Source organism: Solwaraspora sp. WMMA2056 (assembly GCF_030345095.1).
Lineage (GTDB): Bacteria > Actinomycetota > Actinomycetes > Mycobacteriales > Micromonosporaceae > Micromonospora_E.
In genome coordinates this window covers 996510-1021312 of the sequence record NZ_CP128360.1, presented here as the reverse complement: position 1 = coordinate 1021312, position 24803 = coordinate 996510, and the positions used below count along the sequence as shown (strand labels likewise).

Below are 24803 nucleotides of genomic sequence, written 5' to 3'. Positions count from 1 at the left end.
CGGGCCGCCGTCCGCGACCGGCGCCATCAGGATCGCGACGGTGATCACGGACGGCTCAGCGTCGCGTCACGGCCGGATTGCCGACACAGGTCTTGCCGCCGGGGCCGGTGGCGGACCAGCCTGTTTCTGCCCGAAGAGGGAGCCCACCGGAGAGGCAGGTGAGCTGCGGTGCGTTCGTCGGGTCCGGGGCATCGACGTCCGGATTGCCGGATCGTGGTCGCCGCCGCTGGTTACGGCAAGACGACCGCACTGCTCCGCTGGTTCCCGCCGTCGAGCGCCCGCTGGTGGCGAGGGTCGGACACGACACCGCAACGGCTGCTCGACGAGACCCGGTCGACCGCCGACGACCGTCCAGTGATCGTCGACGACCTGCCCCGGCTGTCCGCCGACGAGGCGCAGGCCATGGCGGCGGTCGTCGACGACCTGCCGCACACCGCGACGGTGGTGCTTTCCGGCCGCTGGCCGCTGGCGGCTCCGGTGGCCAGCGGGGTCGGCCGGCACCGGTGGCAGGAGCTTGGTCCGACCGACCTGGCGCTCACTGCGGAGGCGGTCGCCGAGCTCCTCGCCGTCGAACATGGACTGTCCGATCCGGGCCTCGCGGACCAGGTGCACGGGGCGACCGGAGGCTGGCCGGCGCTCGTCGCGCTGACCGCCGAGACGCTACGGCTGGACGGCGTGCCGCCGGGCGACCTGGTGCGGGCCGTCAGCCAGCCTGGCAGCCCACTGGCGACATATCTGACTGGTGAGGTGCTGGCCGGACTGCCGTCGTCGGCGGTCCGGCTGCTGCGGTGCGCCGCTGACCTGGCACCGTTCAGCGCCGACCTGGGTCGGGCACTGGGCCACCGGCAGGCGACGGTGACCGTACGGTTGCTGCGCCGCATCGGACTGCTGACGCGCGTCGGGGCGGCACCGGTCGTACCGGGTGCGTCGGCTCCGATGGAGCGCGTCGTGCCGGTTGTCGCCGAGGTGGTCCGGCAGCGGCAACCGACCCGGCAGCATGTGGACCTTGCCTCGAACGCCGCCGCCTGGTACGACCAGCACGGCCCGCCGGTGGCTGCGGCCCGTGCCTACCGGCGGGCCGGTGTCGACGCGCAAGCCGCTCGCGTCCTCGCCGAGCACGGCGACCGGATGCTCGCCGCCGGGCAGGCGGCCGAGGTCGCGGAGCTGGTCGCTGGGCTGCCTGAGCCTCTGGTCAGCCGTCGACTACGTCTGCTGCTCGGCGATGCGTTGCGTACGATCGGTGACCTGACCGCTGCCGAACAGGCGTACGACGCGGCGGCAGGGCCCGAGTGGGACGCTGGCCTGGCCTGGCGGGTGGGGCGCATCCACTACCAGCGTGGCGACGCCCAGGCGGCGCTGGACACCTTCGCCCGTGCCTGTGCCGAGGGTGGCCGGGACAGTGCCTGCGGTGGCCGGGACAGTGCCGACGGGGGTCGGCCATCCTCGTCGCCCGACGTGGTTCTTCTGCTGGCCTGGACCGCGCACGCCCAACTGCTGGCCGGTGAGGTCGAGGTCGCGACCGGGTACGCCCGGCAGGCGCTCGCCGCAGCAGCCACCACCACCACATCTGCATCCGGGGACAGCGTCGGCAGTGACGGTGCACTGGCCACCGCGCACCTCGGCATGGCGCTGTGCCGGGCGGTGGCAGGCGACGCCGCCGGCAGCGAGGAGCACTTCGCGATCGCCCAGCCGATCGCCGAGCGGATCGGCGACGTGCTGCTGCTCACCCGCATCCATACCAATCGCACCTACCAGCTGCTGCGCACCGCCCGGTACGCGGAGGCGCTGGTGGCCGCGCAGCTGTCCGCCCGGTACGCGGCCGTCGCCGCCGCGCCCAGCCTGCACGCCATCGCGATCAGCAACGAAGCGGAGGCGCTGGCGATGCTCGGCCGCTACGACGAGGCGGCCGCCCGGTACGCCACGGCGCTCACCCGCTACCAGCGCGCAGGCTCGCGCCGGTTCGCCAACGCCATGCTGGGCATGGCCGAGCTGTACCGCCGCCGGGGCTGGCGGGAGCAGGCCCGCGCCGGCTACGAGGAGGTGGTCCGCGTCGGCGAGGCCATCGGCAACACGTACGTGCTGGTGCCGGCGTTGGCCGGACTGGCCCTGGTGGTGCTGGACGACGACGCCACCGCGGCGGCCAGCTACGCGGACCGGGCCACCGACCTGGCCGTGGACGAGTTCGCCGTACCGGCCCTGTTGGCCAGGGGGTGGGTGGCCCGACGCGGCGGCGACCTCGCCGACGCCGCCGCGCTGGCCGACCGGGCGGCGCAGCTGGCGAGGGCCCGGCGGGACCGGGCGGGGCTCGCCGACGCGCTGGAGTTGCGGGCGGCGACGGCGACCAGTCCGGTCCGGGTCCGCGAGTCGTTGCGCGAGGCACAGGCGATCTGGAGCGGGACCGGGGCACGGTTGGAGGCGGACCGGCTGCTCGTCGTGCTCGGGCGGCTGTCGACCGCTGGCACCGACGACCGGCTGGAGGGCCTGCTCGCGGCTGAGCGGCTCGCGGCTGCCGGTGCCCAGGTGGACCGGCCCGGAACCCGGGCCACACCCCCAGCCGGCACCGCAGCGTCGGCCGGCACCGGGACGTCGGATGGCACTGGACCGTCGGATGGCGGCGGGGTCTCGATCCGGGCGCTGGGTCGCTTCGAGGTCCGGCTCGCCGGCCGGCCGGTGCCGGCGTCCCAGTGGCAGTCCCGCAAGGCCCGTGACCTGCTGCGAATCCTGGTCGCTCGGCGGGGGCGCCCGGTGCCCCGGGGCGAGCTGAGTGAACTGCTGTGGCCGGGCGACGAGCCGGAGCGGACCGGGCACCGACTGTCGGTGCTGCTTTCCATCGTCCGGGGAGTGCTCGATCCGGCGAAGGATCTCCCGGCTGACCATTTCATCGTCGCCGACCAGGGCAGCATCGCCCTGGACCTGACGAACGTCCGGGTGGACGTCGAGGATTTCCTGGCCCAGGTCGCGCACGGCCGGCGGCTGCTGGAGCGCGCGATGCTGGAACAGGCACGCACGATGCTGCGTGCCGCCGACCGGGAGTACCGCGCGGACGTGTTCGAGGACGAGCCGTACGACGACTGGTCCCGGCCGCTGCGGGAGCAGGCGCGGGCGGCGTACCTGGACATGTTGCGGATGCTGGCCCGAGCGGACCGGGCCGACGCCGTCGGTTGTCTGCTCCGGCTGCTGGAGCGGGATCCGTACGACGAACCGGCCCATCGTGGACTGGTCCGTGCGCTGGTCGCGGCCGGCCAGCACGGCGAGGCCCGCCGGGCCTTCGACCGGTACGCCGAGGCGATGCGTGAGATCGGCGTACGGCCACCGGACCGACTTCTGCTGATGCCCACCCGGCCCCGTCCCGGCGCCGGTGCGGTTCAGTGAAACGTGGGGCTGAGCAGGATGGCGTACCCGGTCAGTTCGCCGTCGTCGCTGGCGTCGTACCGCCGTGCCCCGGTCCCGTCCCAGGTCGGCTGATCCGGCCGGGGCACCTGGTCCGCCCGGGCACCGGCCAGGTTCAGCACCGGGTGGGGTACGAGCGCGGTGAGCATCGCGCCCCGGCCCCGGACGCTCGCGCCGACGCCGTACACCCGCTCGCCCGAGCCGGCGGCTCCGACGGTGACGGTCTTCGGCCAGGTGGCGTCGGTCCCGGTCGTGGCGCTGCGCCGGATGCCGGGCGTGCCGTCGACGCTGGTCGGCCGTTTGCAGATGGCGTACGCGGTGACCCGGGCCGGGGTGGTGCCGCCGACGTGGACGCGCACCCGCCGCAGGTCCTGGTCGGGTGCCACCTCGTCGAGGTGGGCGGCGGCGACGGCACCGTCGACCCGGAAGCCGGTGCCGGTGACCCGGGTCGAGTCCGGGCAGCTCACGATGGCCGTGGCACCGTCGAGGGTGGTCGACACCTGCCGGTGCGGTGGGTCCGACGAGATGTCGCAGACGGCGATGGCCTCCACGGACCAGTCGGCGGCGTGACCGCCCCGGGCGGTGGCCTCGACGGTCACCGACGACAGCGTCTGGTCGGGGGTGATCGCGGTCAGTGCCACGGCGCCGGCGCCGTCGATGATCCGGCCGCCCGCCCCGAAGACCGACTGTCCAGGTTGTGGACAGTGCACGGTCACCGATTTCACCGGTACGGGGTCGTGTCCGCTGACGAGCACCGCCAGGTCGGGTAGCTCACCCGGCCGGGCCGCCGTGACCGGAGTCGCCACCGTGGCGACCGGGGCGATCACGAGCGCCACCGCTGCGGCGATCTGCCAGTTCCGTTTCCTGCTCATGGTGCTCTCTCCCTTGCCGGGGCGACGATCTGGGCGTACCCAGGGTGCGCCGCCGCGTCACGGTGGCGTCATGGTGCGCGGCCCGGCCCGGCCCGGCCCGGCCCGGCCCGGCCCGGCCTGGCCGCGCCCGGCGCGGCCCGTGCCCGTGCCCGTGACCGGGGCATGACTTCACCCTGACCCCGTGGCGGCACTGTGACGTGCGCCGACGTCCGGCGCTCACCCAGAGGGGAAAAGTCATGAAGAAGCTACGTACCGCAATCGTTCCGGGCCTGGTGCTGCTCGCACTCGGTGCGGTGCTGGTCGGGCAGGCCCCCGCGACCGCGCGGCAGTTGGTCGACGACGACCTGGCCTATGCGGCCGACGGCAGCGGGGTCGTGGCCTGCAACGGCGGTACCCAGATCGCCAGCATGGTGCGCCTCAACGACAGCCCGGTCTCCACCGGGGAGACCGTCAACCCGGTGCAGGTGCCGGGTGCGGTGGTCCCGTTCGTGGTGCCGGCAGGCAACAGCGCCCAGGTCCTGGTGACGTTCGATGCCGAGGCTCGGCTGACCGGCCAACCCAACACCTTCGCCACTCCGGTGGACTTTCTTCAGGTGCAGATCCTGCTCGACGGGGCACCGATGCCGCCGGACAACGACCTGATGTTCACCACGGACGTCGGCCAGTCCACCGCCACCCAGGCATGTAAGCGGGTGGGCCAGGGCAATCACGTGGTGACAGTGGTCTGGCAGGTGATCGACCAGGCGGCGGGCAGCGTCCTCACCGGAACCCTGGACGACTACCAGCTCACCGTCCAGCTCAGCGCCTGACCCGGTACGCCGCAGCACCGGCTTCGCCGAACGCATCGGGTTGCTCCGACGCACCGCGCCGACCGGTTCGGGACCGGTCGGCGCGGTGCGTTGCGGTGCGGCGTTGGTGCGGCGGGGCGGGTGCCGTCAGCGGCGGTACTGGTCGCGGCGGCGTTGGGTGAGGTACACGAGCCCGACGCCAGCGGCGACGAGCACCAGACCGCCCACCATGATGTTGATCGTGTTCGCGCCAGTGAGGGCCAGTCGGTCCGCGAGCTCCTCGGGGCTGTCGACCTCGTTCGCGTCGTCCGTCACGTCGGCGAGGTTGTCGGTGGCCGGGGCGTTCAGGCCACCGGTCGCCGGTGCCGACGGGCTGGGCTCGACATCCTGCTCGCCCTCTTCCTTGACGTCCTCTTCCTTTTCCTTGACGTCTGTTTCGGGATCGGGTGTCGCCGGGTCGGTGGGCTCCGGGGTGCGGTCGGCGTCGCCTCGTGCGGGTTCCGGAGACTCGGTGACCTCAGCCTGTGGACTGGCCGGGGCCGACGGCGTCGCCGCCGGGCTCTCGGGCGCCGGCTCCTGTTCGACGGGCTCTTCCTCGACCGGCTCTTCCTCGACCGGTTCCTCGACCGGGGGCTCGACCGGGGGCTCGTTGGCGGGCGGTTCCTCCACAGGAGGCTCCTCCACCGGCGGCTCCTCGACCGGGGGTTCCTCCACCGGCGGCTCCTCCACGGGAGGTTCCTCGACCGGGGGCTCTCCGGCACCGTCGGCCTGGACCCGGATCCGGACCGCGTCGATGGCCGGCGTCTGGTTGGCCCGCTGCATCATGGGGATGCGGTGGGAACCGTCGCCTGCCCACGACGCGCACTGGGCGATGCCCTCCTGCGGCAGGCCCGGCACCTGGATCGTGACCACGTCCGGCTCCGACCCGCCGCCACCGTCCTCGGTGGCGACGAAGAACGCCGGCACCGGCGCGGGGTCGACCGCCTCGGTGGTGCTGGACAGCATCCGGCACGCGGTGTGGAAGTGGCCGCGGGTCAGGCCCTCGCCGGTGAGCAGGGCCGATTCGATGTAGTAACCGCCCTGGCCGGCGGGGAGGAAACGGTCGCGGACCAGGTTGCGGGTGCTCACCTGCAGTTGGAACGGTTCGCCGACGCCGACCGTCTGCGGGGCGTCGGTGATCAGCAGCGTGGGGTTACGGTCGTCGTCGCCGACCTCACCGAAGGCGGTGGAGACGCAGCGACTGCCTTCCTGGAACCCGGTGTGCGGCGTCAACGCGCTGTTCTCACAGCCGTTGCCGATGACCTCGAGACCGTTGACCTGGGTGGTGGCCGTACGGTCGGTCTGGGCGTTGGATATCTGACTGACGCCGATCAGGATCCCGAACGCGCCGAGGGTAGCGGTCGCGATGACGGCGCGGCGCACCCGACTGCCCGCGCGCGGTGTGGCGGCGTTTCTGTGAGCCGATCGTCCCATGTGTACACCTTCCGAACGCTCACCGTACTGTGATTGTCGCTGTGCTGGCCGGCGGCCGTGCGGCGGGACGCCGATGGCGGTGAGTGTGGCCGGCCGGGCCTCACGCATACGTTAGGGATCGGTTCAATCAAGAATCAACTTCCCAGCGAGAAATGATCGATTCTTGAGCCGAAGGTAATGAAAACTTATGACCTCGACATTGAACCGCAGACATCAGCCGAACGGATGATGTCGGGCCGCAACCGCCCTGGTCAACCAGCCGGTGACTGTCTGTCACCGACTGTCGTCGAGTAGCGCCTTCTTCTGCACCTTACCCATCGCGTTGCGCGGAAGTCGATCCACGATGTGCACCTTGCGCGGTCGTTTGTGAACGGAGAGTTCGGTCGCGACGAAATCGATGAGCTGCTGCGGCCGTACGCCGTCGGCCACGACGTACGCGACCACCTGTTGGCCGAGGTCGGCGTCGGGCGCGCCGACGACCGCAGCCTCGCGTACGGCGGGGTGGGCCAGCAGGACGTTCTCCACCTCGCCGGCACCGATCCGGTAGCCGCCGCTCTTGATCAGGTCGGTGGAGGCGCGGCCGACGATCTGGTGCCAGCCGTCGGGGCCGATCCGCGCCACGTCGCCGGTGCGGAACCAGCCGTCCGGGGTGAAGTCGTCCCGACCGGCCCGTCCCAGGTAGCCGCCGAACACCATCGGTCCGCGCACCTGCAGTTCGCCGACGGACTCGCCGTCGTGCGGCAGGAGTTCGCCGGCCTCGCCGGCCAGCCGGGTCCGTACGCCGGTCAGCGGCGTACCGACCCAACCTGGTCGACGGTCATCGGCCACCCGACTGCTGACTGTGATCAATGTCTCGGTCATGCCGTACCGCTCGACCGGCTGATGCCCGGTGAGCCGGGTCAGTTCCGCGAAGACCGGCACCGGCAGCGCCGCACTGCCGGAGACGAGTAGCCGGGCGTCGCGCAGCGCACGGGCGGCGGTCGGATCGGCACAGACCCGGGACCAGACGGTCGGTACCGCGAAGTAGAGGCTGCCGCCGGCAGCCGCGTACCCCTGCGGCGTGGGTCGCCCGGTGTGGACCAGTCGGCTTCCGGTGCGCAGCGCGCCGATGACGCCGAGCACCAGGCCGTGCACGTGGAACAGGGGGAGCCCGTGGACCAGGACGTCGTCCGGGCTCCATGCCCATGCCTCGGCGAGGGCGTCGAGGCCGGCGGCGATGGCAGCATGGGTGGCCGGGACGCCCTTGGGCGCTCCGGTGGTGCCGCTGGTGTAGAGGATCAGCGCGGTCCGTTCGGGGGTCACCGCCCCGGGCGGCGGGTCGGCGCGACGGCTGAGCACGACCGGCACGACCGGTGGTCCGCCGTCGGAGCCGGAGCGCGGTCCTGGGCTGCGGGGGCCGACCCCGACGGCGGAGCGCGCTCCGGCGCCAGGGTCGAGGAGCAGGTCGGCCGCGCAGTCGCGCAGGATGTGGTCGCGTTCGACCGGGCCGGCGTCGGGCGGTACGGGGACCAGCGGGACGCCGGCGAGCAGGCATCCGGTGACCGCCACGACCGTTTCCGGGCTGGCGGTCGCCCGGATGGCGACCACGCTGGCGTCGGCGACGTCGCGGGCGACCGCGCCAGCGGCCTCGAGCAGCTCTCCGCTGGTCAGGGCCCGTCCGTCGACGGTGACGGCGGCCGGTACGTCGACCGACCCCAGATTGCTCAGCAGCACTGACCGGCCCTCCACGTGGTCGCTCCGGTGCGGGGTCAAGGATCAATGGTGCCGGACCGGCGGTGTCGATCGGCCGTTCGTTCCGCCGGCAACTCCGACAGGAGGCAGGCGGGTCTGGCCCGCCGTCGGTGTGCCGACCGATCAGCCGATCGGACTCGACGTCCTATCGCCGATTCCCGACTTGTTTTCCAGCCCCAATTGGTCCGTTCGTGGACACTCTGTGTGATGTGGATCACTGGCCGGTCGAGTGGTCTTGCGGGGGCGGGATACGGTGACGTTCCGGCGACCAAGGAAACGTACCGCGACGCACGCCAACCGTTCGGTGGGGATCTCGATAAAATGCAGAAAAGAAAGATAGCGTACGCGCTGGCGTCATTTGTCCTTGCTGTTCCGATCGCCGGCTGCGGCATCATCGGAGCAGGTGGCGCCAACAGTGAGGCCGAGCGGGACGAGTTCCTGCAGGCGCTGACCGACGCCGGGTACGCCGGGCTCGGTGAGCCGGTGGACGTGGACGGCCAGTGGAAGGTCCAGGCCGACATGGCGTTCACCAGGTGCTACCTGTGGCTCGAATGGGACGGCGACGACTTCTACGTTTCGCACGCCATGGGAAACGCTGGACCGGTCACTCCAGAAGGGCGCGAGGACGTACCGAATCCCGAACCGACGACCGCCCTGGATCTGGTGAACGACAGCCCGTCCGGTCAGGACGATGGCGGCCGGGTCTGCTGATGGGTGGCCCGACCCGATCCACCGGCCCGACCCGATCCTTCCAAGCGGCGGCCCTGTTCGCCGTCGGCGCGTTGCTCCTGGTCACCGGCTGCGGCGGCGACCCGACCGACGAGGCGGCCCCGGTCACCGCCGCGTCCGAAGCGTCGGACGGGGCGGATCCGTCGGCAGCGGCCGTCACGAGCCCGTCCGCCGACCCGGAGCCGGTGTCGTTCACCGAGGGCGGCGGGGCTGCGGCCCGCGACACCGTCGCGCCCGGCGCGATCGTGGTGCAGACCCTCACCGAGGAGGAGTTCGTCCTCTACAGTGTCGGTGACGACGGCACGGTGACCGAGAACTGGCGCTTCACCCCCAAGGTGTACGCCGACAACCCGGTCCAGGACGTGGCGAGCAGCCAGCTCCGACGGGAGGACTTCACTCCGGACTACCGGCAGCTGGTCGTGATCCGCAAGGAAGCGGCCGAGCCGATCGGCTTCACCACCCGGGTGGGGCTGCTCGCCATCGACGGCACCTTCACCGACCTGTCCGGATACGGCGCGACCGACCCGGACAAGGCGGTCCAGTCCCACCCCGCCGTGCACCACGCGACCGCCCGGCTCTGGTACTGGCAGTATCAGGACCGGCAGCGGCGGCTCATGTCGGTGGGCCTCGACGGGCAGGACCGCCGGCACGAGGCGGCGACCCAGGAGAAGCTGCCCAGGACCGTCGTCGGCCAACCGTTCTACTTCCCGGACTCCGCCGTCGCGGTGCCGACGTACGACGACGGCAAGGTGATGGTCGTCGACGACACCGGGACGGTCGGTGCCAAGTACGTCCTGGCCGGTGCCGGCGCCCAGATCGGTGACCCGTACCAGATCTCCGACGCGCCCCGCTTCGCCTCGCCCGGTTACACGCTGGTCAGCTGGGTCGACGAGCAGACGCTGCTGGCGTACGCCCAGGACCAGGTCTACGCCCTGACGATCGCCGGGTCGGCGTTGACCGAGCAGGCGTTGATCACCGACTCCGACGGGCCTCGGCGCCCGGCGATCCGGCAGGCCGCGTTGAGCCCCGACGCGACCCAGGTGCTGCTGGCCAGTGGCGTGGTCGACGACCTCTACGTGACCCAGTTCAGCCTGCTGCCGATCGACGGCGGCGAGCCGGCACCCCTCGCCCAGGTGGCCCCGGGCGCCGGCCGGGTCGGCGACCACATCATCGGGTGGCAGCCGTGACCGACGGGGCACCGCGGTGAACCCGCGCGGCTACTTTCTCCGGCTCGGTCCGTCCCGCTGGTGGTACGTCGTCGGGCTGGGACTGTGGGTGGCGGGCTTCGTCGGCCTGTTCGGGTACGGCTACACCCTGCAGTCGCAGCGCGCCGCCGCCGCCGAGACGCTGCAGCGTGCCGCCCTCGCCGAACCGGTCGTCGTGCAGGTCACCGAAGCCGGCGGGTACGGCGTCTGGCTGGAGACCACCGTCGGCGGTGAGCGTCCGGAGACCGTACGGCGGCTGCTCGACTCGGCGCAGGTCCGGCTGGTCGACGTCCGGGTGACCGGACCCGACGGTGATCCGGTGCCGGTCGGGCCGACCTTCGGCAACGACCACCGGGTGACCACCGAGTCGGCGCAACTGCAGGGCTGGGGCGTCGGGGAGATGATCCTGACCCCCGGCGAGTACCAGATCACGCTCGTCGACGCTGAGGCGTACACCGGTCCCGGTGTCGCCGGGCTGGCGGTCGGTCCGCTGCCGACGGCTGCCGACGGCCGGGTCTTCGCCGGCGGCCTGCTCACCTCGGTGGCCGGCCTGCTGGTGTGCCTCATGACGGTGGTGCTGCGCCAACGCGCCACCCGCCGCGCAAGCATGTGACGACACGACGTCCTGACCGGATGGAGGTGGGACCCGGTGGATCCGGACAAGCCGCTGCAGTCGTTGAGTGATGCCGAGCTGAGCAGCGCCCGGTGGGGTGGGGTGAGCGGCGCCGAGCAGGAGACCTACCGGCGCGAGCAGGAACGCCAGCTGCGGGAACGGGAGGCCGACCCCGTCCCCGTCCCCGTCCGGCGACCGGGCCGGGGACCGGCCGCCGGTGTCGGTACCGGCTGGCTGTGGAACCTGCTGCTGCTGGTGCTGCCGGTGGTCGTCCTGGGTGCCGTGCTGTCCGGGCTGACCCGGGGTACGGCCTGGCTGGCCACGGAGTCGGTGCTGGCACCGCTGTTTCCGGCCCCGGGCGACAGTCCGGCCCGCTATCTGCTGTCGCTGGTGACGTTGCTGCTCCTGGTGCCGGGCAGCCTGGCGGTGCTCGCCGCCCGGCTGCAGCCGACCGCGCTGCGGTTGCCCGCCCGGCTGATCCTGATGCCGGCGGCCCTGCTGCTGGTGCCGGTGGTCTGCTACGTCACCGAGCTCACCGCCACCGCCGACCTGGTGAGGTTGCCGTCGTGACCGTACTGCTGCAGTTGGTCTCCCGGCTCCGGACGTCGCTGCGCGGCCTGCTCACCGCCGGGCTGGCCGCAGCCGGTGGGCTGTTGCTGCTGCTCGGCTCGGTGCTGCCGTGGGTCGGCGGTCCCGACGCCGACGCGGTGACGTACGGCGCCGCCGCGACCGGGACCGGGTCGGCGCTCGGCTCGCGCGCGGGCCTGGCCGGCGGGGACGCGTTCGTGACCCTGCTGGCCGGTGCCGTCGCCGTGGCCCTCGCCGTCTGGTACGCGCTGGGTCGGGCCCGGCGTTGGCAACAGGTGACCCTGGCCGGTGCCGGGCTCCTGGCGCTCAGCTGGGCGATGCTGAACCAGGCGGAGATCGGTGACGTGGCCGGGCCGGACGGGGCCACCCTGGACATCGGCCCGGGCGTCGGGGTGTACGTCGCGATCCTCGCCGCGGTGCTGGTGGTCGGTGCCGCCGTCGCCGCACCCCGCGACGTCGAACACGATCTGCGGGTGCTGGGCCAGCGGGCGGAGCAGCTGGTCCGCCGCGGGCTGGGGTTCGAGGCGGTCGAGAAGCAGCAGCAGCTGCTGCGCCGCGCCCGACGCCGGCCGGGCTGGGACGACCCCCGGTTGACGTTCGAGGCGTTGTACCTGGCTCGGCTCTACCTGATCGTGGGGCACGTCGACCGGGGCGTCCAGCTGGTGCACGAGGTGATGGCCCAGGCGCCGCAGCGGTTCGGCGACGACCACGAAGGGTTGGCAGCGGCCAGGGCCGAGGCCGGCGACGTCGTCGCGGACGCCAACGCCCAGCTGGCGGCCGTCCGACAACAGCTCGGCATGCCGTACGGCTGACCGGCCGACGGCGCGGCAGGCGGCCGTACGGCTGACGACGCGAATGCTCGGCGGCCCAGGGTTTCCCACCGGCACCGGGCCGGGTATGGAGCTGACCCACGACGAACCACGACGGGCGTCGGCGCATCGTCGGCACCGTCCGGACGAAGGGTCACGTGATGCCGAACCACACTCCACTCCGCGCGAGCGCCGGCACCCGGTCGGGGGCAGGCCGATGAGCGCGCCGATGAGCACCCCGACCGAGCCGGCGACCGTCGAGGTGTGCCTGCGTCTGGGTGCGGGCTTCGGCCAGCGCGACCGGGGATGGATCGTCAGCGAGTTCGCGGCCGTCGACAGTCGGCTCGCGGCGTTCCCGGCCGACAGCACCGAGCTGGAGCTGTCGGTGAAGGACCGCGAGTCGCGCGGTCAGAAGGTCACCTTGGAGTGCTGGATCGCCGGCTGGCCGAAGATCGTCACGACGTCGACGGAGGAGGACCTGCGGGCGGCGCTGCACGACGTACGCGACGATCTGCGCCGGCGGCTCAACGACACGAAGACCCGACAGGAGCCGCGCAACAACCGGCACCTGCGGGAAACCGGTCCGGATCTGCTCGACCCGGATCTGCTCGACCCCGCCGCCGTGGCGGACCGCGCGGACTGATCGAACCGGGGCGGCGGGCGGCCGGACGCCGGTGGCAGACTGCGCATCGTGATCTCGATTGCAGAGCTGGTGCGGCGGTCCGGGGACGACGACGCCCTGCCGCTGGTGACCATCGGGGAATTCTTCGACGGCAACGACGAGGAGGGGGCGATCGCCCCCAACCAGTGGGAGTACGGCCGTCCGCCGCTGGCGGAACTGGCCGAACGGTTCCGGGAGATCGAGCAGCGCGACGACGTGGCATGGGTGCGGGTGCAACTGCATCCGGAGACGCTCGAGACCGACGAGGTGCTGGGCGAGGCGGTCGCCATCTGCACCTCCGCTGACGAGGCGACCTGCGAGTCGTGGCTGGACGGGCTGGAGTCCAGTGGCATCATCGACGGGTTGGTCGACGAGTACGTCGACGTCCCAGCGGTGCCGGACGGCATGACGATCTGGTCGGTGACCTGGGACTGAGCAAGCGCAGGCGAAAGGAGGCCGCGGCGTGCGGCAGCAGGTGCACTTCATCACGGTGGCCACTGCCGATCTCGCCGCGGCCCGTCGCTTCTACCGGGACGGTCTGGGCTGGCGGCCGACGCTCGACGTACCAGGGGAGATCATCTTCTTTCAGATCGGTCCCGGCATGATCCTCGGCTTCTTCGAGGCGACGGCGTTCGGCCGCGACATGGATCCGACGGTGCCGGCCGACGTCCCGGTTGTGCCGTCTCCGACGGTCGATGCGCCGTCTGCGGGGGTCGAGGCAGCGGTGACGCCGGCCGGCTTCACCCTGGCGTACAACGTCGCCTCGCCGGCGGAGGTCGACCAGGTGCTGACCGAGGCGGTGGCGGCCGGTGGGACGATCCGCAAGACCGGTCGGCAGGCGGCGTTCGGTGGCTACCACGGGCACTTCGCCGACCCGAACGGCACGGTCTGGGAGGTCGCGTACAACCCGGGCTGGCAGGTCGCGGCGGACGGCACGGTCACCCTCGGCCCGGTCGACGCGTAGCCGGCGGGCCCCGGTCGTCGACGCGTAGCCGGCGGGTCCGTCGTCGGGGCGTCGCAGACCAAACCGGTACGACGTAGGCGCAGGGCGCGCAACTCGCCGCCATCCATCACGTTTCACGTGATTCGCATTGTCGATTCTGCTTTTATCATGTCGATGTTCTGACTTCTTCAAGTCAGCGCGATTCGAATGTGGGCAACGAGTGGTGATCGACAATTGTGTAGTCGCTGGTGAAAGCGCTTCTCCCTGAATGTGTCCATGATCCGTCAAGGTTTTCGGCATTGTGATCAATGGAGGCATATAAATATGCTGCGGAAGGCCCAGACGGGCACCAAGGACAAGGGAGGTCCTGTTGAAATCAACCCTGCGTTGGTCCGCATTGGTCGGACTGTCGCTCACCCTCGTTCTGACCGGCGCACCCGCCGCTCAGGCGAAGCCCGCACCGATCGACGTGAACGGCAACACATCCACCGTCGCCCGTACTCTCGATGGACGGGCGATCACCAACGCGAAGATCGCGAAGGAGGTCAGCGAATTCTGGACCGAGGAGCGGATGGCGTCCGCGGTCGACATGACCTTCGCCGGGTCGGCGAAGGGCGCCGGAGCGTCGATCGCCGACGCCAAGCCCAACGGGCCGGCGGGCGCGGTGGCGCCGCTGGCTCCGAGCCTCGGCAGCCGCGGTGACGTCGGACTGATGGTCAACGAGTCGCTCGCCGTCGGCAAGGTCTACTTCACCACCCCCACGGGTGGCACCGCCTCCTGCTCGGCCAGCACGGTCGCCAGCGGCAAGCGCCGGCTGGTCATGACCGCCGGGCACTGCGTCCACCAGGGCCCCGGCGGACAGTGGTACAGCAACTGGCAGTTCGTCCCGCGCTACCGCAACGGCTCGCGCCCGTTCGGCACCTTCGTGGCGTCCAGCCTCAACACCCGTACCGCCTGGATCAACAGCGGCAGCTACGCCGAGGACATGGGTATCGCCATCATGAACAACGGCGGCATCTACGGTGCCAAGGTCGTCGACACCGTCGGCGGCCACGGGCTGCGCTGGAACTACAGCTACAGCGTCTATGTCACCGCTCTCGGTTACCCGTCCAACCTGGGTGGCGGCGAGAGTCAGTACTACTGCCAGGGCACCACGTGGAACCCCGGCGGCCAGCAGATCCGGATGTACTGCAACATGACGTACGGTTCCAGCGGCGGACCCTGGCTGCAGGAATACAACGACACGACCGGCTACGGGTACATCAACAGCGTGGTCAGCCACGGTGACAACCCGGGCAACGGTCAATTCGACGGCCCGTACTTCGACAACGACATCAAGAGCCTGTACGACTTCGCCGAAGGCATCTCTCCGGCCTGATCCGTCCCGTCCACCTGATCCGTCCCGTCCAAAGGTAGCCTCGGCCGATATGGCCGGGGCTACCTCCGCCGTGAGTCCGTCGGTGGCTGCCAATTCGCTGATTGGCGTGACCTGTCTCGCGCCGCGAACCAATGTCATCGTCACCGATATGGTCACCGGTGGACAGCGGCCCGTTGCACGACCTCCTCGGTCGTCAACGGGCTGCGTGGGTGGTGGCTCAGGCACATCGGTGCCTGTAGCTTGACGAACCGCGCGCCCTCCACCGCTGCGTAGAACTGTCCGGTAGCCATCTTGCCGACGTCAGGGATGTCGGCACCCTTGGCCCGCGCGACGTCTCGGGCCGCCTCGATCTGCACCGGTGCGGTCAACAGGCCGAAGAACTGGGTGGCAGCGTTGCCGGGGATCTGATTGTGCAGCGCCTTCGGGGCCTGGGTCGCGAAGACCAGACCGAGCCCGTACTTACGGGCCTGCGACGTCAACGCGAGGGTGCTCTGGGTGCAGGCTGTGACCGAGCCGGATGGAGCGAGGGTCTGGGCCTCATCCATCACGAACAGTCCGCCGAGTGGTCGGTCGCCGGCCGGATTTCGCTTGATCCACGTGAACAGGGCGAGCTGCAACTGGTTGACGAAGCTCTGGCGCTGGTGGTCGTGTGGCAGTCCGACGAAGCTGATCACCGAGATGCGGGCGTGTCGCCCCGGCGGCGGCGTGAGTAAGGTGCCCGGGTCGACGGGAGTGCCGTCACCGCCGAACAGCGGATCATCGATCAACGCTGCCTTGAGTAGTTGCGCCATGCCTGCTGCCAGCTTCGGTGCGCTGTCGAGCTGGCTGACCCCGTCCGGTAGGTCGTTCAACAGATCGGTGAACGCCTGCAGGTCGCTGCCACCGTTGCGGGCGTAACCAATCAGTGCCTCGCGCAGCACGGCTCGCCCCAGCCTCGCCTTGTCGGTGCCGCCGTCGACCCGGGCATGTGGCGCGAGCGTGGCGACGGCTGAGTCGACGGCGGCGCGGAACCCGTCGGGGTCGTCGAGCACGTCACCGAAGTTCGGCAACGGTTGAAAACTCAGCGGGCGACCAGCACGACGCCCCGGCGTCCAGACGACCACATCGGTGCCGGCGAGGTAGGCAGCAGCCCGATCGGGATCCTCCGGACCCCAGCCGGTCGGCGGCTCCGGCCAGGCATCGCCAAGCCGGGCGAGGTCGTTGTTCGGGTCAAGCACGATCGCGGACACGCCCCGCAGCGCGCACTCCTCGACAAGCCGGCGGATCAGCACCGTCTTGCCGGATCCCGAGCCAGCGAATATCACCGTATGCCGACGCATCGACTCCAAGTCCATCTTGACCGGGTCCGCCCGGCCGGCGACGGACCCGATCGTCAACTGGGGCGGGTCGATCCCGGCCAGCGTCGCCGGCTTCTCGGCGGGCCCCCCGCGACCAGTGGACGAGTTCTCGCTAACCGCCGGCCGCACCGATACGGAGGCCCGACCGACCGCCCGCACCGGCGGGCCGACCGGTTGCATGGCCGGATCGGGCTCGGTTGGTGCCGTCGTGTCGTGACTGTCGGCATGGCTTTCCCTGTTGGCGTCGGCACCGCCATCGAGCGCGTCGCGCAGGAAAGCGACGGTGGAGGCCGGCTGCCGGGAGGCGAACCAAGGCCGTAGTCGTTCCAATCCGTACTGCTGGATCAGCTGTTCCAGGGCGGCAAGGCGCCTGATGTCCGCAGTGGGGAAGGGAAGCGTCCGCCCGCCGGCTCTGGTGAACGCGTCGAGCAGTTCCCGGGTACGTGCACCGGCGGACCAGCCCGCGCTGCGGAGCAGGAAGAGTCGCCGCTTGGTGACCCCTTCGGTCAACCCGGCGGTGGTCATGGCGTTGCGGATCCGGTTGAGCGCCGCGATGTGGTGCGGGGCGCAGACGGCCCGGAACGACCAGTGCTCTTCGTCCTCGGTCTCCTCGTCGAGCGTCCGCCGCAACCGGGCGTGCAGGGCCGGTTTGCCGCTGAACGGTAGCGGGTCGAGGCTGAACTCATCGGCCGATCCGCCCTGGGCGGCGATCCACGCGGTCAACCCGGCCTGTAGCAGCGCCGGCACCCTCAGGTCCTCGCTGGACTGCTGCACCGCGCTCACGGTCTCGGCTGACTCGATCAACTCGGCGTAGCTGATGTCGATCTTGGCGAGCTCGTCGGACTCGGCCGGCACCGGCTGCGTGTCGTCCCGCACCTCGGACTTGTCGGACCGATCGGGTGTGGGAACGGCATCGGACCTCTTGGCCGGGCCGTTGTCTCCGGACCGCGCATGCAGCAGATGGGTAAGCTCGCGCACCTGCCCGTCGGCCAGACAGGAGCGCACGTGGGTGTCGATCCGACGGAGCAGTTCGCGCGGCGTGAACTGGACGACCTCAGTGAAGGCGGACGGATGAATCGGCCACGTCGGGTACGGCGGGGTGAAGCCCAGCTCGTCGAAGACCAGGCCGAACCGCTTCTCCACCAACTCTCGGCCGATCTCCGGCGACGGGATCTCCTTGAGCCGCACCGCCTCCCGGAACCGGTCCTGCACGGTGTCGGTGGCCTGCTCCTTGATGCTCTGCCAGGTGTGCGGCAGGCAGGAGACAATTGACAGTGAGCGACGCATTGTTTCCCGTAGTGACATCAACCCGGTTGCCGCCTGCTCCAAGAGCAGCGAAGCCTGCCAGTCGACCTCACCACGGGTCTCGAGGCTGGTCGACTTGACCGACTGCGCGACGAGCAGATCGATCTGATCGACCGCGACGACTGTCGGACCAACCATCGCCAACAGTCGGGACGTGTCGCGAACCACTTCCTGTGGCGCCCGCCGGTGGCGCCGCATACCCCAGTCGGTCCGAGCGCCGACTTCCTCCTCGTCGTTCGAGCAGAGGAAGTCGTGGCCGACATCCTGCGCAGTGCCGATGTCTGAGCCGAACAGGACCAGCGCCCGTGCCGTGTCCTGGCACTCAGTGCCGATATGACGGTCGGCCTTGCGAATCTGATCGACGAAGGCGTCAAGGGCATGCCGGGTGAGTTCACTATCGCCGGTGATGGCCCGGCGGACGGCTCTCGGCGCCTTGATCTTGTCTGCCAGCCGGAGAAGGAAGCCGCGTACCTGGGTCGTACCGTCGGGCAGCGGCCGAGCAAAACCATCTATCATCGACAGCGCCGCGCTGCGCCAGAAGGCGCTAGCCTCCAGCAGGCTTACCAGGAAAAAGAAGCCTCCGGCTCCTTGCACGCGGTGGCGCACCTCGCCGAGCAGGTGCGTCTTGCCGGTGCCGCGCTGCCCCAGGATCGCCAGTCCCACCGGGCTGGAGTCGATCGTGTGGTGGGCTTCGGCAAAGCTCTCCATCACCAGCTGGACGATTTCGTGGTGCAGCCCGTCGACGTGAAACGGGGCTGGCTTCCAGACATCGTCCGGGGTGGGCGCCCAGTTGAACCGGAGCGCGGCGAGGGCGCGCCGTTCCTGTTCCGTGATCATGACGAGATGGCGATGAGGTGCTTGTCCTGGTTGCCGATGCTTACTGCTGCAGCACGGTTCTGTGGCGTGAGTGACTTCTGGTTGGATTCCGGGATCAGGTCAACGTCGGGGTCCTGGTTGAGCTTGATCAGCGCGGCGTCGAGATCATCGCCCGGCAGATCGGCGAGCGCGGCCCGCAGCGCGGCCAGCATGACGTAGTCGCCGGGCTGGTCGACAAGCTCGTGGTACGCCCGCCGGATCCGCGTGGCCACGTCGACCTGGCTCGCTTCGCTGCCGCTGGCCGGAGACGCGACCGGCTCTGCCGGGTCGATGGTGGAGGCGATCTCGTTGGGCTTGAACTGCATCCGGAACAGGTCGTCCGCTCGTACGCCCGAGTGGTCGATCAGCCGGCGAACGAAGTCGAGCACCGTGTAGAGCGTCGCACCGGCGGTACCGGCACCCTTCGGTGGCTCGTCCTTGCTCAACTCCGCCTTGGCCGCCTCCCACCCGCTGTCGGTCAGGTGCAGGGTGATCGGCTTCTCCGTCACCTCGATCAGCCCAAGGGCTTCCAGGGCGCGGCGATGGGTCGCCTTGAGCCCGGTGACGCCCGCGACGTTGATGAGGTAGCTCTGCTGCAGCGGAGCGGCCTTGACCATCAGGTTGATGAGTACGCACCGCTCGACGAGGGTGAGTTCCTTCTCCGACATGCGGTGCTCCTCAAGGGGCGTGAGCGGTCGCATCGACATGGCGATGATCAATAGCTCGGGGTGGCCGGGAAGATGAGGTGTCGGGCCGGGGGTGGCCTGGGCACTGGCCGATTCTGCCGATACCGCCGGACCGGCGCAAGGTCCGTCCGGCCGGTGCAGATAGCTGACACTCCGCCATGAGTGGATCTTCAATGTCGCAGGGCAGGAGGTCGCCTGAAACACCTGTTCGCAGTGGCCGGAAAGTGATCATGAATAGAACCGTTGCCAAATCTCGTCGGTGAGAGGCAGCATGGCTGGTCGGTGCAACCCGGGTGGCGGCCCGCAAAGCGCGGGCTGCGGACTTATGCCCGTTTCTGTCGGGCAGCGGAGGTGTGCGGTGCAGTCCGAAGTGGTCCGCTACCAGGTCGACGACAAGACGGTAGCGATGGTCGAGATCGATCCGCCGGTGGGTTTTCAGCCGGCCGGGGTCGGCGACGTCGTTGGCTGGGTACGGGAGTCCGCCGCACCTGCCATCGCCGCCGCCAGCGTGTTGTTGGACCAGGTCAAAGCTGTCTCTCCGGATGCCGTCGAGGTGAAGTTCGGCATCAAGGCGACCGGCACGACCAACTGGGTGGTCGCCAAGGCAGCGGCTGAAGGGAATTTCGAAGTCACCCTCAGCTGGTATCCGGGTGGGCCGCCGGACGCCGGCACCACGATGCGGCGCTGACCGGGACGGATCGGCTGGTGACCGCAGGACCCGACGACTGCTCCTGGCTGGTCGCCCTGCACCGTGGGCAGCACCAGGACACCCCCGTCGGTACCGGCGTCGTTGTGGAGAGCAACCTGGTGCTGACCTGCCACCATGTCGCGTTCGGCAACGACGGGCAGCTGCACGACGACCTCTGGATCTCGTTTCCACTGGCCGAGAAGGTCACCTGGTTCGACCGCCGCCGGATCGGCAGCTGCCTGCACGACGGAATGCGGGATGCCAAGGTCGACCTGGTCATGCTTGAACTCGTGGAGCCGGTACCGGCATCGGTGACCCCGGCCCGACTTCGTTGTCTGCCCGCCAAGCCGCTGGCGGGAAGTCCTTACTGGACGTACGGGTTCCCGACGCACGTGGTCGGCGGCTGCCATGCCGAAGGTAGTGTCGGCCAGCCTGGTGGGTGGGGCCGCGTCATGATCCACACCTCGCCGGCCACCCAGCTGAGCAAAGGGTTCAGCGGCGGTGCGGTCTGGTCATCCGAGTACCAGGCGGTGGTCGGCGTCGTCGTCACCGCCGACGCCCAGGGCGGCGGCCAGGCCGTGACCCTGCACTACGCCGACCAGCAGCTACCGGACATGAAGCTGGCGACTCTGTCCGCCTGGCGGGCCGCCGACGCGGACGACGCCGCCCTCGCCGCCTGGGGATGGGCCCTGGCCACCGACGGCGAGGCAGGCCGGCACTGGCTGCCCAGGGCGCGCGGGGTCGCGGTCGACACCGAGGGCGGCGCGCGGTTCCGCGGCCGGGCCGCCGCCCTGCACCGCATCGTCGACTGGATCGACAGCGCCGAACCGGTCAGCCGGCCGTTGATCGTCACCGGGTCACCGGGAGTCGGCAAGTCAGCCGTACTCGGGCGGATCGTCACCACCGCCGACCAGCAGATCAGCCGGGAGCTGGCCGACACCGACGTGGCCGTCCGAGCTCCGGTCGGTGCGGTCTCATGCGCGGTGCACGTCAAGGGCAAGACCGCTCTCGAAGTCGCCGCCGAGATCGCCCGTGCCGTCGCCGTCGAGCTGCCAGGCGTACCAGCTGATCTGATGCCTGTGGTACGCGATCAGCTGGCCCACCGGCCGGCCCGGTTCACCCTGGTCATCGACGCACTCGACGAGGCTACCGACCCGGCGCAGGCGCGCATGGTCATCGACGACGTCCTGATGCCCCTGGCCCGTGACTGTGGACCTCGCGGCCTGCGCATCGTGATCGGCACCCGGCGCTCTGACGACCACGGTGACCTGATCAGCCGCTTCGGCGGCAACGCGGAACTCGTCGACCTGGACGCGCCGGAGTACTTCGCCGAATCCGACCTGGCCGACTACGCCCAGGCGACGCTGCAACTGATCGGTGCCGAACGACCAGGCAACCCGTACGCCGATTCGACCGTCGCCGCGCCGCTCGCCCGCCGCATCGCCGCCCTCGCCAAGGGAAACTTCCTGGTCGCCGGCCTGGTCGCCCGCGCTCACGCACTGCGCGACAACACCGCGATCGACCCGGACGAGGTGTCGTTCACCGCTACCGTGGCGCACGCCCTGGACACCTATCTGGCCGGGCTGCCGACCGCCGGCCGGACATCGGCCCGGCTGGCGCTGACCGCCCTGGCGTACGCCGAGACGCCGGGACTGCCACTGACGTTGTGGCAGTCCGCGATCGAAGCCCTCGGCGGGGCGGTCACCGAGCCGGAACTCGCCGATTTCGCGCGTACCTCGGCGGCGAACTTCCTCGTCGAAACCGGCGGCGGCGCTCAGCCCGTGTACCGGCTGTTCCACCAGGCGCTCAACGACGCGCTGCTGGCCGATCGGGACGCGCAGGCCTCGCGGCGTGACGACCACGCCCGGCTGCTGGCGATCTGGACCGCCGCCGCGCGAGCTACCGGATGGGCCACCGCGTTCGACTACCTGCTGCGGTCGCTGCCGCAGCACGCGGCCGGCGCCGGCGCGGTCGACGACCTGCTCACCGACGACGACTATCTGCTGCACGCCCACCTGGACCGGTTGCTCACGGTGGCGGACGCGGCCGAGGCGCCACTCGCCGTCACCCGTGCCCGGCTCCTGCAACGGACCCCGCTGGCGGTGGCAGCCGCGCCGGCTGAGCGGGCCGCGTTGTTCTCCGTCGTCGACCGGCTCGACGGCCTGGACAACGGGATCACGGCGGCGGCCGCCCCGTACCGGGCAGGCTGGGCGCACACCCCGCCCCGGCAGGAACGCAGCATCCTCGACGGACACTCCGAGGCCGTCTACGACGTCGCGGCGATCGTCATCGACGGGCGTCGGCTGCTCGCCTCGGCCGGCGACGACGGCACAGTGCGACTCTGGGACCCGCTGACCAACCAGGCCGAGCAGGCGTTCACCGGCCACGACGACACGATCCACAGCGTCTGCGCGGTGCGCCTCGCCACCGGTGAGGTGCTGCTCGCCACGGCCAGTCACGACGGCACCATCGGGCTGTGGGATCCGCGTGCCGGGCACCGCCGGCACGAGCTGCGTGGCCACGGCGACTGGGTACGCAACATCTGCGCGATCCCAATGCCCGACGGTGACCTGCTCGCCTCCGCCGGTGACGACCGGACGGTGCGGTTGTGGGATCCGGACACGGGCAGACCAGGCCATGTGCTGAGCGGGCACACCGGTTGGGTGACGGCGGTGACCCACGTGCCCGTCGGGGACCGACAGTTGCTCGCCTCCACCGGCTACGACGGCACGGTGCGGCTGTGGGACCCAGCGACCGGTGGGGAGCCGATTGAAGTCCTCACCGGTCACCTCGGCTGGGTCAACACTCTGTACGCGGTGCGTACCCCCGGCCGTACCCTGCTCGCCTCGGCCGGCTACGACGGCACAGTGCGGATCTGGGATCCCGTGACCGGGGCATGCGTCCAGGTTCTGCGAACCGGAGGCCCGCTGACCGATCTGTGCACAGTAGATGTCAGCGACGGCTGCCTGCTGGTCTCGACTGGTGAGGACGGACTGATCCGGATGTGGGAGGTGCCGACCGGCGCCCCGCAGCAGACCTGGATTCCCCGACCGAGCTTACGCGGGCATGCCAGCTGGATCCGAGCGGTCTGCGAGCTGCCGACGGCGAACAACCGGATGCTCGCCACCGCCGGCGACGATGGGACCGTGCGACTGTGGGATCCGGGCGGCGGACCGCCGGGGGCGGTCGCCGAGCACGACCGGATCGGGGCGGTGACTGCGGTGTGCCCGGTGCCGGGCGCCGAGGGCCGGCTGGTCGCATCCGCCGGATTGGACGGGCAGGTACGGATCTGGGATGCGGTCACCGGTGCCCAACAGCGCGAGTTCCGCGCGTCGGACGGCCCGGTCAATGCGCTGTGTGTCGTACCCGACGAGGAGGAGCCGCGCATCCTGACCGCTGGCGACGATCGAGTCGTCAAGCTGTGGGACGCGTGGGACGGGACACTGCAGGGGGAGATGAACGGCCACTACGAGCGCGTCGCCGCCGTCTGCCCGGTGCAGCACGACGCGGAGCTGTTGGTGGCCTCTGCCGGCGACGACCAGACTGTCCGGCTGTGGCGTCCGTACTCGGGCGAGGTGCGCCGGGTGTTGCTCGGGCACGTGACCCTGGCCTGGGTGACGACGCTGGCCACGGTCGCCGGGCCGGCCGGCGAGCTGCTCGCCTCCGCAGACAAGAGCGGCACCATCATGCTCTGGGACACCGACGGCACGCAGCTCTGGTCGCAGCAGGGGCATCAGGACGCGGTGAACGCACTCTGCGGGCTCGTGGTCGCCGGCCGTCCGGCGCTGGCATCGGCCAGCGCGGACCACACGATCCGGTTGTGGGACGCCGAGCGGGGTCAGCCGATCCACTGGCTGACCGGGCACACGGGGCCGGTGACCGGGCTGAGTCTGGTCCGGGTGGGTGGGCGTGACCTGCTCGCCTCGACCAGCCACGACCGCACCGTCCGGGTCTGGGACGTACCGACCGCTCGCGCGGTACGCACGATTCCGGTGCTCCATCCGGCGTTGGCATGCTGCACCGTCGACGACACGCTACTGATCGGGCTGGACCAGGGCCTGCTGGCGCTCACGATCACGAGCTGAGTGTGTCGAGGACCCCAAGCCGTCGCAGCTCCGCTGCGATCGCGTCGACCTCGTGCAGGCTGCCGTCGGCAACTGCGAGCATGAATGCCTCGGCGCGGTCGACGTCGACGTCCGGGATCGGCGTCCCGGTGTCGAGGTTGATGAAGACCAGTGCGGCGGCCCACGCCAGGCGTTTGTCGCCGTCGACGAGTGCGTGGTTGCCGCAGATCGAGTGCAGCAGGCTGGCTGCTTTTCCTGCGAGGTCGGGGTAGGCCTCCTGCCCGAAGACGATCGTGCTCGGTCGGGCGGCGGCGGAGGCGAGCAGTCCGTAGTCGCGGACCTTGGCTGGCGTGCCGAAGACGATCGAGCCGATCTCCAGCAGGTCTTCGACGTCGAGGTAGGCGGTCACTGGGTCAGTCGGTCGAGCAGCTCGCGGTGGCGCTCGGCCACATCTGCGGCCAACCCACGCACCTTGGACCGCTTGCTGTGCCTCGCGACGTACTCCTCGACGGCGACGACGATGGTGGCGTTGGCCGACCGGTGCTCAGTCTCAGCGATCTGCTTGAGCCTCGCGTGCAGATCGTCCGGCAGGTTGACTGTGGTAACCATAGGAAAACCATACGACTCTCAAGCGCCACTTGGACCCGCAGCCGGTACGTGTCTTCGTCGAGGTGAGGCTCAGATACCT

At 70.5% G+C, this 24803-nt stretch carries 20 protein-coding genes; 13 read left to right on the top strand and 7 right to left on the bottom strand.

Translation table 11 applies throughout. From position 1 onward, the window contains the following. Window positions 1-213: 213 nt before the first annotated feature. Window positions 214-3372, top strand: coding sequence for a BTAD domain-containing putative transcriptional regulator (locus O7608_RS04730; protein WP_289208812.1), 3159 nt, complete (start codon window positions 214-216; stop codon window positions 3370-3372). On the opposite strand, the gene O7608_RS04725 is transcribed toward O7608_RS04730, so the two are convergent. Further along, window positions 3366-4262: a hypothetical protein gene (locus O7608_RS04725; protein WP_289208811.1), complete on the bottom strand. Its 897-nt coding sequence runs from the start codon at window positions 4260-4262 to the stop codon at window positions 3366-3368. The genes O7608_RS04730 and O7608_RS04725 overlap by 7 nt on opposite strands. 236 nt (window positions 4263-4498) lie before the next feature. Here O7608_RS04725 and O7608_RS04720 point away from each other — a divergent pair, with 236 nt between their 5' ends. Further along, window positions 4499-5071: a hypothetical protein gene (locus tag O7608_RS04720; protein WP_289208810.1), complete on the top strand. Its 573-nt coding sequence runs from the start codon at window positions 4499-4501 to the stop codon at window positions 5069-5071. A gap of 126 nt (window positions 5072-5197) precedes the next feature. Here O7608_RS04720 and O7608_RS04715 read toward each other — a convergent pair whose 3' ends face one another. After that, window positions 5198-6523, bottom strand: coding sequence for a hypothetical protein (locus O7608_RS04715; RefSeq protein WP_289208809.1), 1326 nt, complete (start codon window positions 6521-6523; stop codon window positions 5198-5200). 273 nt (window positions 6524-6796) lie between these two features. Further along, window positions 6797-8236, bottom strand: a complete 1440-nt coding sequence (locus O7608_RS04710) for an acyl-CoA synthetase (protein WP_289210778.1) — start codon at window positions 8234-8236, stop codon at window positions 6797-6799. 225 nt (window positions 8237-8461) lie between these two features. Between O7608_RS04710 and O7608_RS04705 the strand changes: the two genes are divergently transcribed. The 9 genes from O7608_RS04705 to O7608_RS04665 all read left to right on the top strand — a co-directional run bounded on the left by O7608_RS04705 (window position 8462) and on the right by O7608_RS04665 (window position 15180). Further along, the gene (locus tag O7608_RS04705) at window positions 8462-8965 is read left to right on the top strand and encodes a hypothetical protein (RefSeq protein ID WP_289208808.1); all 504 of its coding nucleotides are present in this window, start codon (window positions 8462-8464) and stop codon (window positions 8963-8965) included. Continuing rightward, window positions 8965-10170: a hypothetical protein gene (locus O7608_RS04700; protein WP_289208807.1), complete on the top strand. Its 1206-nt coding sequence runs from the start codon at window positions 8965-8967 to the stop codon at window positions 10168-10170. Before O7608_RS04705 ends, O7608_RS04700 begins: the two co-directional genes overlap by 1 nt. A gap of 16 nt (window positions 10171-10186) precedes the next feature. Beyond that, entirely contained in the window at window positions 10187-10801 is a 615-nt protein-coding gene (locus O7608_RS04695) for a hypothetical protein (RefSeq protein ID WP_289208806.1), read from the top strand. A gap of 36 nt (window positions 10802-10837) precedes the next feature. Further along, window positions 10838-11371: a hypothetical protein gene (locus O7608_RS04690; RefSeq protein WP_289208805.1), complete on the top strand. Its 534-nt coding sequence runs from the start codon at window positions 10838-10840 to the stop codon at window positions 11369-11371. Continuing rightward, complete coding sequence (locus O7608_RS04685) at window positions 11368-12201, top strand: hypothetical protein (RefSeq protein WP_289208804.1); 834 nt, start codon at window positions 11368-11370, stop codon at window positions 12199-12201. The genes O7608_RS04690 and O7608_RS04685 overlap by 4 nt, the downstream gene beginning before the upstream one ends. 226 nt (window positions 12202-12427) lie before the next feature. Beyond that, window positions 12428-12841, top strand: a complete 414-nt coding sequence (locus tag O7608_RS04680; protein ID WP_289208803.1) for an HPF/RaiA family ribosome-associated protein — start codon at window positions 12428-12430, stop codon at window positions 12839-12841. A 48-nt stretch (window positions 12842-12889) separates the two neighbouring features. Then, complete coding sequence (locus O7608_RS04675; protein ID WP_289208802.1) at window positions 12890-13294, top strand: YfbO family protein; 405 nt, start codon at window positions 12890-12892, stop codon at window positions 13292-13294. A 28-nt stretch (window positions 13295-13322) separates the two neighbouring features. Continuing rightward, window positions 13323-13823: a VOC family protein gene (locus tag O7608_RS04670; protein ID WP_289208801.1), complete on the top strand. Its 501-nt coding sequence runs from the start codon at window positions 13323-13325 to the stop codon at window positions 13821-13823. A gap of 349 nt (window positions 13824-14172) precedes the next feature. Next, window positions 14173-15180, top strand: a complete 1008-nt coding sequence (locus tag O7608_RS04665; protein ID WP_289208800.1) for a trypsin-like serine peptidase — start codon at window positions 14173-14175, stop codon at window positions 15178-15180. 152 nt (window positions 15181-15332) lie between these two features. Here the strand turns inward: O7608_RS04665 and O7608_RS04660 are convergent, their stop codons facing one another. Together O7608_RS04660 and O7608_RS04655 are read right to left on the bottom strand one after the other, a co-directional pair. Then, window positions 15333-18659: an ATP-binding protein gene (locus tag O7608_RS04660; protein ID WP_289208799.1), complete on the bottom strand. Its 3327-nt coding sequence runs from the start codon at window positions 18657-18659 to the stop codon at window positions 15333-15335. Continuing rightward, window positions 18656-19567: a hypothetical protein gene (locus O7608_RS04655; RefSeq protein ID WP_289208798.1), complete on the bottom strand. Its 912-nt coding sequence runs from the start codon at window positions 19565-19567 to the stop codon at window positions 18656-18658. The genes O7608_RS04660 and O7608_RS04655 overlap by 4 nt, the downstream gene beginning before the upstream one ends. Window positions 19568-19721: 154 nt before the next feature. On the opposite strand from O7608_RS04655, the gene O7608_RS04650 reads away from it, so the two are divergent. Both O7608_RS04650 and O7608_RS04645 read left to right on the top strand, forming a co-directional pair. Next, entirely contained in the window at window positions 19722-20051 is a 330-nt protein-coding gene (locus O7608_RS04650; protein WP_289208797.1) for a CU044_2847 family protein, read from the top strand. 17 nt (window positions 20052-20068) lie between these two features. Further along, the gene (locus O7608_RS04645; protein ID WP_289208796.1) at window positions 20069-24136 is read left to right on the top strand and encodes a trypsin-like peptidase domain-containing protein; all 4068 of its coding nucleotides are present in this window, start codon (window positions 20069-20071) and stop codon (window positions 24134-24136) included. On the opposite strand, the gene O7608_RS04640 is transcribed toward O7608_RS04645, so the two are convergent. Both O7608_RS04640 and O7608_RS04635 read right to left on the bottom strand, forming a co-directional pair. Then, a complete protein-coding gene (locus O7608_RS04640) occupies window positions 24126-24524 on the bottom strand; it encodes a type II toxin-antitoxin system death-on-curing family toxin (RefSeq protein ID WP_289208795.1) in 399 nt (132 codons plus the stop codon). The genes O7608_RS04645 and O7608_RS04640 overlap by 11 nt on opposite strands. Continuing rightward, window positions 24521-24724 carry a CopG family ribbon-helix-helix protein gene (locus O7608_RS04635; protein WP_289208794.1) on the bottom strand — a complete coding sequence of 68 codons (204 nt, stop codon included), beginning with the start codon at window positions 24722-24724 and terminating at the stop codon, window positions 24521-24523. The genes O7608_RS04640 and O7608_RS04635 overlap by 4 nt, the downstream gene beginning before the upstream one ends. Between the last annotated feature and the right edge of the window lie 79 nt (window positions 24725-24803).